This window comes from Aminivibrio pyruvatiphilus, assembly GCF_004366815.1.
In the GTDB taxonomy this organism is placed as follows: Bacteria; Synergistota; Synergistia; order Synergistales; family Aminobacteriaceae; genus Aminivibrio; species Aminivibrio pyruvatiphilus.
This window is the reverse complement of sequence record NZ_SORI01000011.1, coordinates 74,293-88,811: the sequence shown is the minus strand read 5'-3', so window position 1 is coordinate 88,811 and position 14,519 is coordinate 74,293. Positions and strand designations below refer to the sequence as shown.

Annotated in this window: 15 protein-coding genes and 1 rRNA gene; 1 reads left to right on the top strand and 15 read right to left on the bottom strand. The window is 55.6% G+C overall.

The genetic code is table 11. The annotated features are described in order from the left end of the window. The 14 genes from C8D99_RS09415 to C8D99_RS09350 form a co-directional block, all read right to left on the bottom strand. Positions 1–94: ribosomal RNA gene (locus C8D99_RS09415) — 16S ribosomal RNA — on the bottom strand; the annotation flags it as partial. 274 nt (positions 95–368) lie between these two features. After that, a complete protein-coding gene (gene recA, locus C8D99_RS09410; RefSeq protein ID WP_133957885.1) occupies positions 369–1,490 on the bottom strand; it encodes a recombinase RecA in 1,122 nt (373 codons plus the stop codon). Between the two features lie 53 nt (positions 1,491–1,543). Further along, a complete protein-coding gene (thpR, locus tag C8D99_RS09405; RefSeq protein WP_133957884.1) occupies positions 1,544–2,107 on the bottom strand; it encodes an RNA 2',3'-cyclic phosphodiesterase in 564 nt (187 codons plus the stop codon). Further along, positions 2,104–3,318, bottom strand: coding sequence for a nicotinamide-nucleotide amidohydrolase family protein (locus C8D99_RS09400; protein WP_133957883.1), 1,215 nt, complete (start codon positions 3,316–3,318; stop codon positions 2,104–2,106). The genes thpR and C8D99_RS09400 overlap by 4 nt, the downstream gene beginning before the upstream one ends. Before the next feature lie 18 nt (positions 3,319–3,336). Further along, positions 3,337–3,828: a phosphatidylglycerophosphatase A family protein gene (locus tag C8D99_RS09395; RefSeq protein WP_133957882.1), complete on the bottom strand. Its 492-nt coding sequence runs from the start codon at positions 3,826–3,828 to the stop codon at positions 3,337–3,339. Next, complete coding sequence (gene rimO, locus C8D99_RS09390) at positions 3,785–5,077, bottom strand: 30S ribosomal protein S12 methylthiotransferase RimO (RefSeq protein WP_133957881.1); 1,293 nt, start codon at positions 5,075–5,077, stop codon at positions 3,785–3,787. The genes C8D99_RS09395 and rimO overlap by 44 nt, the downstream gene beginning before the upstream one ends. Next, positions 5,074–6,027, bottom strand: coding sequence for a helix-turn-helix domain-containing protein (locus C8D99_RS09385; RefSeq protein ID WP_166670109.1), 954 nt, complete (start codon positions 6,025–6,027; stop codon positions 5,074–5,076). The genes rimO and C8D99_RS09385 overlap by 4 nt, the downstream gene beginning before the upstream one ends. Beyond that, on the bottom strand, positions 6,020–6,700 hold the full coding sequence (rpe, locus tag C8D99_RS09380) for a ribulose-phosphate 3-epimerase (RefSeq protein WP_133957879.1): 681 nt from the start codon (positions 6,698–6,700) through the stop codon (positions 6,020–6,022). The genes C8D99_RS09385 and rpe overlap by 8 nt, the downstream gene beginning before the upstream one ends. Next, a complete protein-coding gene (locus C8D99_RS09375) occupies positions 6,697–7,860 on the bottom strand; it encodes a PASTA domain-containing protein (RefSeq protein WP_243833886.1) in 1,164 nt (387 codons plus the stop codon). The genes rpe and C8D99_RS09375 overlap by 4 nt, the downstream gene beginning before the upstream one ends. Next, positions 7,853–9,190 (bottom strand): RsmB/NOP family class I SAM-dependent RNA methyltransferase, encoded by a 1,338-nt coding sequence (locus C8D99_RS09370; RefSeq protein WP_133957877.1) that lies wholly within the window; start codon positions 9,188–9,190, stop codon positions 7,853–7,855. The genes C8D99_RS09375 and C8D99_RS09370 overlap by 8 nt, the downstream gene beginning before the upstream one ends. Continuing rightward, complete coding sequence (locus C8D99_RS09365) at positions 9,187–9,864, bottom strand: DUF6391 domain-containing protein (RefSeq protein WP_133957876.1); 678 nt, start codon at positions 9,862–9,864, stop codon at positions 9,187–9,189. Before C8D99_RS09365 ends, C8D99_RS09370 begins: the two co-directional genes overlap by 4 nt. A 95-nt stretch (positions 9,865–9,959) precedes the next feature. Continuing rightward, positions 9,960–10,655, bottom strand: coding sequence for a zinc metallopeptidase (locus C8D99_RS09360; RefSeq protein WP_133957875.1), 696 nt, complete (start codon positions 10,653–10,655; stop codon positions 9,960–9,962). 112 nt (positions 10,656–10,767) lie between these two features. Beyond that, positions 10,768–11,901 (bottom strand): DegT/DnrJ/EryC1/StrS family aminotransferase, encoded by a 1,134-nt coding sequence (locus C8D99_RS09355; RefSeq protein ID WP_133957874.1) that lies wholly within the window; start codon positions 11,899–11,901, stop codon positions 10,768–10,770. A gap of 155 nt (positions 11,902–12,056) precedes the next feature. Beyond that, positions 12,057–12,713: a GntR family transcriptional regulator gene (locus C8D99_RS09350; protein WP_133957873.1), complete on the bottom strand. Its 657-nt coding sequence runs from the start codon at positions 12,711–12,713 to the stop codon at positions 12,057–12,059. A gap of 179 nt (positions 12,714–12,892) precedes the next feature. Between C8D99_RS09350 and C8D99_RS09345 the strand changes: the two genes are divergently transcribed. Further along, entirely contained in the window at positions 12,893–13,114 is a 222-nt protein-coding gene (locus C8D99_RS09345; RefSeq protein WP_133957872.1) for a hypothetical protein, read from the top strand. On the opposite strand, the gene C8D99_RS09340 is transcribed toward C8D99_RS09345, so the two are convergent. Next, complete coding sequence (locus C8D99_RS09340; RefSeq protein ID WP_133957871.1) at positions 13,111–14,469, bottom strand: aminotransferase-like domain-containing protein; 1,359 nt, start codon at positions 14,467–14,469, stop codon at positions 13,111–13,113. The two genes, C8D99_RS09345 and C8D99_RS09340, sit on opposite strands and share 4 nt — an antisense overlap. Positions 14,470–14,519: the final 50 nt, after the last annotated feature.

Below are 14,519 nucleotides of genomic sequence, written 5' to 3'. Positions count from 1 at the left end.
CACTTCAGCAAGCTTCCATGTCATACCGTTCAACTTGCATGTGTTAAGCACGCCGCCAGCGTTCGTCCTGAGCCAGGATCAAACTCTCAAATAATGAGCTCAAGATTCGCTCTTTTACCTCTTTCCTTCTCCTATAAAACTGTCAAGGTGCTGTTTTCACTCGGCCAGCGCCAGAGTGCCTAGGAATAATACTCGAGGATCGGGAGACTGTCAACGCTCTCCAAAGGGAAACACAGGCTCGCAGCATGCTTACATATGGGTCGATATGGAGAACGAATAAAAGTTTCAATGCTTATAGTAAATGACACCCCTTACAATATTGCTTTTCACTCAGGATATTTCATATTTTATCAAAATAGACCACCAATTTATTTTTCTTCTTCGTCGAGGTCGAGGATACCTTCTTCGATATTGAGGGTAGGCACCTCGTCCTCCTCCTCTCCGGAAAGAACGGGTTCACTGGGAGGAAGGCCGAGGTCGAGGCCGCTGGCTGCAAGTGAAAGCACCTCTTCAACAATTTCCTTCATAAGCTCGGGGTGTTCCTCGATATACTGGGCTACGGCTTCCTTGCCCTGGGCGAGGGTTTCACCCTTGTAGGCAAGCCAGGATCCTTTTCTCTTTATCACGTCAAAGTCTATGGCCATATCCACAATCGACATGCCCCTGGGGATCCCTTTTCCGTATACGAGAGAGGAGTGTCCGGTTTTGAAGGGGGGGGCCTGCTTGTTTTTCACGACCTTCATCCAGAGTTCGTGGCCGATGGTGTCGTCACCTTTCGTAATGGACTTCCCCCGCTTGACTTCAATCCGGACGGAACTGTAAAACTTCAGCGCCCTTCCTCCCGTGGTCGTTTCCTGGGGGCCCTGGCTGTAGCCGGTGCTGATTTTCGCCCTCAACTGGTTGATGAAGACGACGACGCAGTTGCTCTTGGAAATGGCCGAGGTGAGTCTCCGGAGGGCATAGGACATGAGCCGCGCCTGGAGCCCAACCTGGCTGTCGCCTATTTTTCCGTCGATTTCCGCCTGGGGGGTAAGGGCGGCAACGGAGTCCACGACCACGATATCCACTGCGCTGCTCCTGACAAGGGTATCGAGGACGTACAGCGCCTGCTCGCCGCTGTCCGGCTGGGCAATGTACAGCGACTGAACATCTACCCCGAGGGTGGATGCCAGCCGGGGGTCAAGGGCATGCTCGGCATCGATGAAGGCGGCAATACCTCCGGCCTTTTGTGCCTCCGCGACCGCATGGAGCGCGACCGTCGTTTTCCCTGAGCCTTCCGGTCCGAAGATTTCGACTATTCTTCCCTTAGGGAGCCCCCCTATCCCAAGGGCAACGTCAAGGGGAAGGATTCCGGTGGAAATGACCTCCACCGCTGATTTAAAGGATTCTCCGAGCCTCATTATGGAGCCTTCTCCGAATTTGCCCCGGATGTCTTCAATAGCTTGTTCGAGAACATCCTCCCGGGTCTGGGGGTTTTTCCTTTTTGCCAAACAGAACCACTCCTTTCACTTGTTGGGGTACGGGCCACTCCCCTGCGAAGACATTACAACAATGGCCATTCCTGCAGAGTTGAATATTCAGCCCCCCACGGACGAAGTTCGCTTTTCAGCCAGAGGATGGTTTTCGCATCCCATTCGACGGGCTTGTCCATGGTGAACGAAGGAAGCTCCAGCCGTTCCGGCCGTCTTGTTCGTGCCAGGGTCACATGAGGGTGAAAAGGTCTGCTTTCTTTCTCCATGCCCGCTGCGGAAGCCGCGGATTCAACAAGAGACGCCAGTTGTTCAAGCTTGCCGGTTTCGCCTTCCACACCGACGAAAAAAGTGCGCGCCCGATCCAGTCCTGGAAATGCTCCGGGCACACCAAGCCTGAGACGGATTGTACCCGGCCTGTTTACAGAAATGAAATATTCCGCTTTTTTTCTGAATTTCTCCAGAACAGAAACAGGGTGTTCCCCGCAAAACTTCAGGGTGATATGGTACAATTCCTTTCCAACCCATTTCAGACCGGGATATTCCCGGCAGGTAACAGCGGTCTGTTTCTCGACGGTCCGTTTCACCGCCTCGGGAAGGGGGATGCAGACGAAGGAACGAACCACCGCGCCGCTCATTTTTCAGGCTCCGAAACTTTTCGCCAGAGGCATAAAAGAGCAAACATGGAAGCCCTGTTCCTGATTCCGTCCCTGTCGCCATGAAACAGCCTTTTCACCGCTTCCGTCCTCCCCTTCCCGGCAATTCCGAACCAGACGGTTCCGACGGGCTTCCCGGCAGAACCTCCTTCAGGGCCTGCGATTCCGGTGACCGAAACAGCAAGATCCGTTCCGAAAATACGGAGCGCTCCTTCTGCCATTTCAGCAGCACATTGGGAACTGACTGCACCGAAGTGATTCAGCGTAGATTCACTTACTGAGAGTATGCTTTTCTTCGCGGAGTTACTATAGCACACAGCGCTGCCGAAGAAAACTGCCGAACTTCCCGGAACCGTTGTCAGAGCGGCTCCCACAAGCCCTCCAGTGCAGGATTCAGCGCATGCCGAAGTGAGCCCCCTCTGTGCCGCCCCCTTGATCACCGCCTCTTCAAGGGAACGCGCACCCGAAGGAAGACAGTCCCCGGGCACCAGCAGCCGGATATCATCTTCTCCACGGACGACATCGGCAGGATTTCCCCGTAAAAAAATTTCGACGAGACCGGGTGAAGGAAGAATGGAAATATGAAGTTCCTGCCTGGAAATGACGGGTGCAATACGGTCCTTGAGCAGGCTTTCAGGCCAGCCTGCAACCAGAACGGAAGCTGTCCCGTTCGTCAGGGGAGATATTTCCGAGGCCAACTCCTGTTCTGCCATGGCGCGATATTCGGAAGGGACGCCAGGAAAGGCAAATACTTTTGTTCCGGAAAATTCGAAGGCGATTCCGAGAGCGGACCCCTCGGGATTGTGTACAGCCCTTGTTCCCCGGGGCACAGTCCCCTGGGTATCCCGGCATTTTTCCAATAAATGCCTCATTTCAGCGGGATATCGTGCTATAACTTTATCGTAGGCTTCGTCCGCCGTTTCGAGGGGAACCTTCAGAAAGGAAGAGAGGGCTTCGCGGGTACAGTCGTCATGAGTCGGTCCAAGGCCGCCTGAAAGCACCAGCAGATCGGTTGTTCCAACCCGGTTTTCCAGGTACTTTGGAAGGGAATCTTTTCCGTCGGGGAGGATTTCCATACAGTCAACCCTCCAGCCTGCCCGGGTCAGTCGCCCGGCAAGCCATGAACAGTTGCCCTCGCGGCGGATGCCGCTGAGAAGTTCGTCACCCAGGGCTATCAGTACTGCATGCTTCAACCGAATGCCTCCCTGCTGTCAGAAAAGGAAACTCCAGCCTCCGCCGAAATACAGCCACCGGATGACTGAGAGGATAATATTCACCAGAATTCCGGCCACAATATCATCGGCCATGATTCCCCATCCTCCGGGCAGTTTTTCCGCCGCGTTCACCGGAAAAGGTTTCAGGATGTCAAAAATCCTGAAGAGGAAAAGCGCGGGGAGAAAAAAACCGGACGGCAGGCCGTACATGGCAATCCAGGTACCAGCGACTTCATCGATTATGACTTCTCCCGGGTCTGTTTTTCCTTCCCTAAGGGAATACTGGTGAGAAGCCCATACTCCAAGAACAACCACAGCCAGAAGCCCCGCCAGGGGGATAGGGTATAGGGCAAAAACAAAAAAGGCTGCGACCGACCCCACTGTTCCCGGCATGGCGGTGAAAAAGCCGAGACCGCAGAGTGTGGCCGCACACCAGAAGAAATCCTTATTCCCCGGCAATTTTCGCAAAAAGGTCGTGTTCAGCGGCATCGGTAATCCGCACCTCCACACATTGTCCTTCTTCAAGGACTGACCCGCCGGATATGCCGATCAGTCCGTCTACCTCGGGAGCTTCCCTGTAGGATCTGCCCCAGGCCGTATCGTCTTCATAGTCAATCTCGTCGATCAGAACCCTGAGTTTTTTCTCCAGGAAAAGCTTCTGCCTCTCGAGGGAGATTTCCGACTGAAGCTCCATTAGCCTCCTGTAGCGCTCTTCACCGATTTCGGAAGAGACACGGTCTTCCATGGCGGCTGCGGGAGTCCCCTCCTCGGGAGAGAAAATAAAGGCGCCTACCCGGTCTATCATCGCCTGTTCAAGAAAATCCAGGACTTTGGAAAACTGGGATTCCGTTTCCCCCGGGAAACCAACCATGATTGTCGTCCTCAGGGCAAAAAACGGGTCCGCCTTCCTGGCATAGGAAAAAATCCTCCGTATATGTTCTTCATCGGAGGGCCGGTTCATCCGTTTCAGGACCTCAGGATCGACATGCTGGACGGGAATGTCAAGGTAGGAGAGGATTCGTTCGTGTCCTGCGACGAAATCGATAAACCGCTCGTCGATTCTTGAGGGGTGCAGGTAGAGCAGGCGGATCCACACGTCCCGGGGAAGCTCCCTGTCCAGTTCGGAAAGCAGTTCCCTGAGTCGGGGCTCTCCGTACAGGTCTCGTCCGTAAATTGTGAGGTCCTGCCCCACAAGGCAGATTTCCTTTGCTCCCTTTTCAGCCAGGTCCGAAGCCATGGAGGAAAGCCGGGGAATGTCGATGCTTCTTGCCCTTCCCCGGATGGAGGGGATGGTGCAGTAGGAACAGAAGGTATCGCACCCCTCCCCTACTTTCAGATACCGGGACCAGGGCCTTGTTTCAGAAAGCATTCCTCTCACCGGCTCAGCTGCGGGTACAAGACCGAGAGAGCGGGCAACAAGGGCCCATTCCTCAGCTTTTGCCCATACATCCACCGAGGGCAGTTCTTGTTTCAGCTCATCACCGTACCGGTTGACAAGACAGCCCACAACACCGATTTTTTTGAGTCTTCCCTGCTCCTTGAGGAGCTCAAGGTCGAGAATGGTGTTGACGCTCTCCTCCACGGCAGGCTGTATAAAGCCGCATGTATTCACCAAGGCGACGTCGGCTTCGCCGACGTCGCTGACTACTTCCACTCCGGATGCCTCAAGAAGGCCGATAAGGTTTTCACTGTCGACTGAATTCTTGGAACATCCCAGGCTGATGATGCTGATCTTCACTGACTGACCCTTCCGGTGCTTCCGTCCGGGGCATAAAAAATCCGCTCCACGCCCCTGGTCGTTCCGGGATTGCCCAGGTCTTCACCGTTCCACCTGGTCCTGACTGATCCGGCTCTTCCGTAGGTTACCTCGATCCGGTCCTTCACAGTGAAGGAAACGGATTCACCCGCTTTGAGGGTACGCTCGTACAGGGTCTTCGTTCCCTGCCGTACCCGAACCCAGCAGTCTCCGTTCGCAACGATAACAAGCTCTTTATCCTTTTTTTTCTCCGGAGCTGCCGGAGGCGTCTGAGGAGCATTGGCCCCAACGAGCTCGGCTGCAGTAGGAGGCGGTGTCATACCTGCAAGGGGAGCGGCCGGCTGATCCGCTGACAGAGGTTCCCTGCTGCCGGAACCGGCTTCATTTGAGGTTTCCCCGGCGTCCGTCCGGGCAGGCTGCGGTAAGGCCGATTCGCCGGCGGCAGTGGCCCGGGCAGTTTCGTTCACTGTTCCGCTGTTCTTTCCGCCGTTATCTTCACGGACCGCAAAGGAAGGAACGCCGTTCTGGTCCCAGGTGTACCATACGTACCATGACGACCCGACAGCCACCAAAAGAAGAATGGCAAATATCCAAAACCGGGAGGCGGGCTTGAACCCCTTCGTAGGCGGAGTGCATGATCCGACTACGGAAGGCTCCTCTTCCCGTACTCTTTCCGTCCCCTCGGAAAGCACGGGCAGATATTCTCCCCAAAACTCTTCCGCACCGATAAACTGCAGATAAGTCCGAATAAAACCCCGAACGTACACCGTTCCAGGAAATTCCGAGAAGTCTCCCCGCTCTATTCCCTCGAGAAACTGCGTCCGAATCTTTGTTCCCTCGTGGACATCCTTCAGGCTGAGCCCCAGTTCCTCTCTCTTGCGTCTGACTTCCTTCCCCAAGTCCTGCAAAGTGTCTTCCCGATGCTCAGGCATGGGCGATTGCCTCCTTAACATTCAGCTTGATCTCCTGCAAAAACAGGGCAGGATCCTGAGCGCCGAAAACGGCGCTTCCCATAACCAAAACGTCGCAGCCGCCGAGCGCTATTTGGGCTGCGTTGCCCCTGCTTATTCCGCCGTCCATTTCCACGAGGAAAGAATAATGGCCCGCCTCCCGCCATCTGCACAACGACCTGGTCTTCTCGAGAGCTGAAGGGATGAAGGACTGCCCTCCGAACCCCGGGTTCACGGACATCACCAGGACAAGATCCACCAGAGGAAGAACGGGGCGAAGAAGTTCTTCCGAGGTTCCGGGGTTAATGGAAACTCCGGCCCTTGCACCCCTTTCCCGGATCCTGGAAAGAGTTCTGTGGATATGCCGGTCGGCTTCGAGATGAACCGTAAGATAGTCGGGACCGGCGTCGAGGAAAGCGTCAAGAAGCCTGTCCGGATACTCTATCATGAGGTGCACGTCCAGCACCTCCGCGGGATACTGTCTCCTCAGGGCGGAGACAAAGCCCGGACCGAAGGTGATGTTCGGGACAAAGCACCCGTCCATAACATCAACATGCAGCCAGTCATGCTGTCCCTTCAGGGAGGCAATGGAAGACCGGACATCGAGAAAGTCCGCCGAGAGAAGGGACGGAGCGAAAAGAACGTCCCTCATCATTTGTACCGCTCCTGCCAGACGAATTCTCCCCCGAGATATATGGTGACAACACCTTCCCGTACAAACGGAGCGTCAAGAGAGATGAATTCTCCACCTTTGACATCCCGGCCCAAAAGGTGTTTTGTTCCCGTGGCGTCAACCATTTCGATCTTCAGCCCGAGCGGCTTTGTAAGCGGAGGAACCTGATACCTGATCTTTGCCGTTCCTGTAGGCGCAGGGCCCGTTGAGGCGGCAGGGACCGACGCAGGAGGCGTTCCGGAAGGCAAACCCGTGGCGCCGGCCAGTTCCTGCTGCTGGGGGGTAAGCACAGTCTGAACGGGTCCGGCCGGACCTACCTGGCGCGGCTGCTGCTGGGCAGGAGGTTCCTCCACCACTACCGCGCCGGAGGGACGGGCCGCGGACCCCGGTGCGACAACCTGGGTTTCAGGCTTCTGGGGTTCTGTTTTTCTTCTGTTCGTAGCCACCACGATCTGTACAGCATCACCCAGCCGGACCATAGTTCCCGCCTTGGGTTTCGTTGACATTATCATGCCCTCCGGAGTGTTTTGGGTGGATACGTATTCCGCACCTCCAAATTTCAGGCCGCTCTGCGCAAGGAGATCCTTTCCTGCCGCCTCATCCCTCTGGGCGATATCCGGTACGGGAATACGGCCGTCTTTGGGCACAGGGCCAAGGCTGACAAGAAGGTCAATCTTCCTGGCATCGTCCACCACGGCCGGAATTGCGGGGTTCTGCGCAATGACCGTTCCCGCCGGCCTGGTGTCGTCGTGGATCTTTACCGTGTCTCCCGCTGAAAAGCCGAGTTCCTGGATTTTTTTCAGGGCCTGGGCGTTTTCAAGCCCCCTAAGGTCAGGAACGGCTTTTTTGTTCCCGCCCCTGCTAATCTTGAGAATTATGCTTTTGTCCCTCCGGACCTTTGTTCCGGCCTCCGGCCACTGGGCGAGAACGGTTCCCGCGGGTATGGAGGATTCAACCTGTTCGATTTTCACTTCGAGACCGATCCGTTCAGCCTCGTCAACCGCGTCAAGCACCGACATTTCACGGAGAGGTGGTATTACCAGGTCCTTTCCTCCGAAAAACACCGTGTAAAAGGCCACGCTGCCCGATATGAGAATGACAAGAATCACCAGGACCACGGCCCAGCGGAAGATTCTACCCATCAACAGTCTTCCCTCCCGATTTTTTCATTATCACGGCCATGTAGAATCCGTCGATCCATGGCAGTTCCGGCCACATGTAGGTTCCCCAGGGACGCCCCTTCCTGAACACGGATCCGGTGAAAGGAAAGGAAAGCTCCACCAGCCCCGGCTCTTCCGAGAGGACTTGGGCGACCACATTTTCATTTTCGTTTTTCAGCAGGCTACAAGTAGAGTAGACCACAATGCCTCCCGGCGCAAGGAGGGAAACCGCCCTTTTCAGCAGATTAATCTGCAGGGAGGCCAGAGAATCAAGCTTTTCCGGGGTCAGGCGCCATTTTGACTCCGGGTGACGGCTCCATGTTCCGCTTCCCGAACAGGGAGCATCAAGGGAAATCATGGAGGGGACAAAGGAGGGAGGGGCATGAAGGGCATCTCCGGTGATAATCCTGACCTTCCCCCTCATTCCTGTTCTGGCAAGCTCTCTCTCCGCGGCTTTCGCCCTGGCGGGAGAGAGTTCTATGCTTTCAAGGGGCGTTTCCGGAAAAAGGGAGGATATATGTCCTGTTTTCACCCCTCTTCCTGAACACATTTCAAGGAGGGGACCTCCTTTATGCATCTTTTTCATCACTTCCGCGACCATCATGGACGATTCAGTCTGGGGAGTGGCGAGCCCTTCGCCGTACCCAGGAAAATCAGGCGGGAAAAAGGTCCCGGCAAGGCGCACGGAAGAGGAAAGAAAAGGAGACTGCCAGCACCGTATACCCTTCTCCCGCGCGACCCCGAGAATTCTCTCCCGGTCATTCACTCCCGTAATCCTGAAAGATGAATAGGGGCGTATCCGCATCATTCTGAGAAGTCTCTTCCCGTCTTCGCCCCAGGTGTTGCGCCACGAGGAAGCCACCCATGACGGAATGCCGGAAATCAGGGACTGTTCTTTGAGCCCTCCGGAAACCTCAATCATTTTCATCTGCTCCCGGCCCTCCTCCGCCACTCTCCGCAAAACGGCATTCACAATACGGGAGCCGCGGTCGTCACCCTGCTTCTTCATTTCCTGGACAAGACCGTTCACCAGGACCCTGGGTGCAAAGGTCCTCAGCTCGAGAATGCCGGCCGTGCCGATACACAGGGCATCACCGGCAGACTGGGAGAGCCCTGACGGTGATGTTCTGAGAAATCTGCCGTAGATTTCCTTCCAGAGAAACTGCCTTCTGAGAGCAGCATATACAAGGGAGGAGACGAGCGTGAGATCTCCCGGCGACAGGGAATCGGCAATGCGGCGTATCGACTCTGAAGCGAATTTCCCTGCCCGTACTTCCCGCCACACAAAGAGAGCGGCTTCGATACCCCTCATGACACCACCTCCGCGACAAGGGGCTCTCCTCTTAAACGGGTGCGTATGAAGACGGACGACGGCACAAGAATATCGATGCCGAAAAACCTCTTCCTTTCCTTTCGTGATTCAGCGCCTGCAATTTCCAGGCCTTTCAGGTCCGTGGGTGACGTAAGAAGGCGCTGAATCCAGGGGGAGGCAAAACGGGCGGAACAGAAAGCACATAGAAAAACGGCTGCCGCGTTAACGGCACTGAACCCTCCAAGGAGCGCGAGCAGCACCAGGCAGACAAGAGCGCCGAAAAAAACAAGGGCGGTTGCAGCCGGGCAGCTCCTGCTGAAGGCAGGATGCATTTCCCCCGACCGCATTCGAAGAAGTGCATTTCTGGCTGCAGCCAGCGCTTCTTCAGAGTCAAGACCTCCCCTGAGGGAAAAACCGTCTTTGTCGGGAAGCCCTTCAATGTCCAGCGGGCCGTATCGCTCTTCGAGCACTGCGATCGTTCCATGGGCAAGTCCGTGATTTGTCCTCGCTCTGCGGCTGAAAACAAGGCCGGCCAGTTTCGCTGGAGAGAACAGCATTCCCGGCAGATACTTCGCGGAAAACCCTATGGGCAGAAGAACTGCCAGCAGGAGAAGGACCGCAAAAGCCAGCCAGGGGAACAGAAAAAGGAAAAGGACAAAAACGAGAAAAGGCATGCAGTTTTTCCTTTCTTCACCGGAAAAGAAATGGAGCGACTTCCGAAGCCGCTCCATTTTTCGCTGAAACGGTATTCCATCCCTGCCGCAAGGGGTCAGTCCCTGCTGCCGAACATTCCGCGAAGGAAAAGAAGGCGTATGAGCTGGGCAAAAGCCATGACGGTCGCGGCTATGTAGGTCCAGGAAGCGGCCCTGAGCACCGATCCGGCGCCGCCGATCTCATCGGCGGAGAGAATCCCGGTATCGGCAAGAACCTTGAGTGCGCGGCTGCTTGCGTCGAATTCCACCGGCAGCGTGACGATGTGGAAGAGAATGACTCCCAGAAAAAGCAGTATCCCCAGGTCCATGAGCATCTGGCCCCGAAGAAGGATGCCGATGAAGAAAAGGGGAAAAGCCATGGATGAGCCGATTCCCACCACAGGAACAATGGCATTTCTGATCTTCAGCGGCGAGTAATTCACGCTGTCCTGGATTGCATGCCCGACTTCATGGGCAGCAACGCCGATAGCGGCTATGCTCGTGCTGGCGTAGACCGAGTCGGACAGGCTCAGGCTCCTGTTCCGGGGATCGTAATGGTCGGTCAGGTTTCCGCCCACACGGTGCACCGGAACAGACTGGAGGCCGAAACGGTCAAGAAGAGCCCTGGCAGCCGAAGCCGCCGTAACGCCCCGCCGGGAACCGACGGCGCTGTACCGCATAAAAACCGACTTCACCCTCATCTGGGCCCACATGGCAAGAAGAAGTGCGGGAATCAGCAGCATCATCGTCGGGTCAAAGAAAAAGGGAAACATGGATCCCACCTCCGTCGAAAGACATGGTCAATGAAAGAAAGATTACTCCTGTTTGATCATTCCTTCATCGGTATTTTACACGGTTCCGGCGGATAGGTCAATAATGGTCAGTCTACTTGCCGTAGAACCGGCCTATAGCTGAGACGATACGTACCTGCTCTTCCATGGTGAGTTCCGGGAAAACGGGAAGAGCCAGTGTTTCCCTGCTGAGCTGCTCAGACACGGGGAAATCCCCTTCAGAGTAGCCAAGGAAAGAGAAACATTTCTGGAGATGGAGGCTGACGGGGTAATACACCCTGCTGACGATTCCCTCCCCTTCAAGAAATGCCTGGAGTTCATCCCTGCGGGGTACCTTGACCACGTACTGGTGGTAAATGTGATAGTTTCCCTCGAGTTCCTGCGGGGGAACCACCGTGCCAAGCAGTCCCTTTTCCGCGAAAAGGGCAAAATACCTCCCGGCAACGGTGCGCCGTTCCTCGTTCCACTCCTCGATATGACGGAGCTTGACCCTCAGTATCGCGGCCTGAAGAGAATCAAGCCGGCTGTTCAGCCCCACCTCGTCGTGGTAGTAGGTTGTACCTGCGCCGTGCACCCTGAGTTTTCTGATACGGTCGGCGATGCTTCCTTCAGGTGTGACGTTCATGCCGCCGTCTCCGTACCCTCCAAGATTCTTTGTCGGAAAGAAGGAGTAGCATCCTATGTGCCCCCAGGCTCCTGCCCGGCGGATCTGATTTCCTTCCTTTCTCCATGCCCCGAATGCCTGCGCGGCGTCTTCAACGACAGAAATCCCCCTGGCGGCAAAGGCTTCATGCACCGTCTCGAGAGGAGTCATCTGGCCGAAGATGTGAACAGGCAGGAAAGCCTTCGTCCTGGGAGTAACCGCTTCAAGGGCCTTGACAGGGTCAATGTTGAAGGTTCCGGGATCCACGTCGACGAAAACGGGAACCGCCCCGAGACGGGTGATGCAGCTTGCTGTGGCGAAGAAACTGTACGGCGTTGTGATAACCTCGTCCCCTTCTCCTATATCAAGAGCCATGAGCGCCAGGAGAAGAGCGTCCGTTCCGGATGCGCATCCGATGGCCGAAACGCCGCCGAGATAGCTCTCGCACTCCTTCTCAAAAGCGGCCACGTCCGGCCCCAGTATGAAGTGCTGGCTTTCGAGAACCGTGTTCAGGGCCTCCAGGATTTCCTCTTTTATCCTTCCGTAATTTCTCGTCAGATCCAGGGTTGGGATTTTCGCGGTCATAAAAACGTGTACCTCCTTGAACGTTCGCGGGGAGAACGGTCCTCGCGTTGAATACACTCCGTAGTGTATCTTCACCGAATCGGGTCATTTTGTGGCGCACAAAAAACGAGCGGGGAAAAAACCCCGCCCGGAAACAGCATAGAAAGACGCCGGGTTCAATCCTCCACAATGCGGCTGAGTCCGGAAATGGACTCCTTCAGGTGGCGTTTCATGAGCCTGACGGATTTTTCACTGTCGTGCGCTCTGAGGGCCACCAGTATTTCCTTGTGAGAATCTACAGTGGGAGTAGTCTCGTTCTGGTAGAAGGGATCATAAAATACAACGTAGGCATTTGTTCTCGCGAGGATGTTCTCCACGTATTCTGCCAGCACCCTGTTGCCGCTGGCATCGGCGACCGCTTTGTGGAAGGCCTCGTTAACCTCAAGGTATGTTTCGAGATCTCTCTCTTCGATAGCCCGGGCTTCTTCTACCAGAGCCTCTTCCAGTCTCCGGAGGTGCCTGTCGCCGATTCTCTCCGATGCCAGGCGTATGGCAAGACATTCAAGCTGTTCCCGTACAAGGAAAGTGTCCTCGATTTCCCTCACCGTGGGAGCGGCAAGCCTGGCGCCGCTGTTGGGTATGATGATAACCAGTCCCTCGCTCGCCAGACGGCGAAGCGCCTCCCTCACCGGGGTCCTGCTTACGCCCATCTGAACTGCGATGTTCACTTCCGGAAGCCTCTGTCCGGGTTTGAGCTGCTTTGTTATAATACGGTGGCGCAGTTCCTGGTAAGCATAATCCGCCGATGTAGTATAAAGGCGTGGTTCTCTCATGTTTGAAGGACCTCCCTGTTTTTCATGAAGTCGGATTTTTTCCGGATCCATTGTATAACAGTCAGTATTGTAGATTTTGAGATACTTTATCATATTTAAGGTGAACCGACAAGATACGGACGGGGGAAAGTGCATTTCTCCGCGACCGTTTTGCCCGGTGCATTCCCGGAGGTCGAAATATGAGATTTATCGTGCTTCTTTTATCCATGGGATCCGTGGTTTTGTACGGCTATGCTCTCGCAGGGCTCGGCGGTTATTTTTTCGGCAGGGGCCGTCCCGATTACATTATTCTTGGTCTCGGAGCAGGCACCTTATCCGCAGCCGCCTCACTGTTCCTGTGGAGAAAATTTCTCATCCTGCTTGAGAAGGAAGCAGAAAAAGATTCCGGGGAAAACGTCTAGAAAAGGGACTTCCAGCATTTCTCCAGCCTGGCGCAGGCCTCGTCCATCCTTTGTGCCGGAACGAAGGAAATGGAAAATCGTATCGCTCTCTGCCGCTGATTTCCCAGAGAGAAGTGACTCCCGTCGGTGACGAACACTCCGCTGCGGGCAGCAAGCCCGGCCGCTTCACCGCCGTCCGTTTTTCCCGTGGGGAACCAAAGGAAAACTCCACCTTCCGGCCTGTGCACAGGGATACCGGGGAAGGCGGATTCAAGACCGAGAATCAGGGACTCCATCCTGGCTGAAAGCACCGCCCTCGCCTTTTCAACGGCTTCCGCGAGCTTGCCCTGCCGAATGAACTTCAGCATAACGAGCTGGACCAGTGACGAGGTCTGTCCCTGGCGGAAGGATGCCGTGTGCACGTAGCTGTTCCACAGCCCGGGCGGAAGAAGAATGTACCCCAACCGCATTCCCGGGAAAAGAACCTGGCTGAAGGAGCCGATATACACAACCCCTTCGCCTTCATCAAGGGCTTTCAGCGCAGGCACGCTCTTTTCGCCGTAGCGGAGCTCTCCGTAACTGTCGTCCTCTATGATGAGAAAGCCTTTTCTCTGCCTGAGGCCGAGTATTTCCCTTCGTATTTCCGGGGGAAGAGTCCTTCCGGTGGGGTTCTGGAAACTCGGAACGAGGTACAGGATATCCCGGGATGTCAGTTTTTCAAGGGAGGCGAGACCGTCTTCCCCGAGCAGGGGGACCGGGCGGAGGGACAATCCTTCGTTGGCTGCTATTTCTGTCATGTCCGTATAGGTCAGCTTCTCGGCAAACACCCGTCCATACCCCCCGGCACGAAGAGCCCTCAGAACCGTGGAGAGGGCATCCTTTCCCCCGGAAGTAACCGCCATCTCTCCCGGCCTGGCAGGTATTCCCCTGAGAACGGAATGCTCGAGGAGGGCGAACCGAAGCTCTTCAAGGCCTTCAGGAGGACTGCCGGCAAGGACGTTTCCCTCGTCTTCGAGCAGGGCATCCCGGCTGATCTTCGCCAGTGCGGCAAATGGAATCAGATCCCGGGTGGGCCGTTCTGAATCGAAATGGAAAACATTCTTTCCCTCAGGACAGCTTACCGGGTGCGGAAGTGAATCCGAGGCGGCGAAAGCGCCGCTTCTTCCTTTCAGCAGGACAATTCCCCGTTTTTCGAGAAGCATGTAGGCTTCCACGATCGTGGACCGGCTCACGCCGAGCATGCGAGCCAGCTCCCTGGTACCCGGAAGCCTCGTTCCGGAGGGGATGCTCCCGGCCAGGATCATTTTTTCCAGGTGTTCGGCGATTTGCCGGTACAAGGTACCGTATTTGAAGTCCAGCGGGATTTCAAGAAGCATCTTTTCCTCCGGGCCTACGCTGTCTTTCTCTGGTACAATGAAGAAGACAG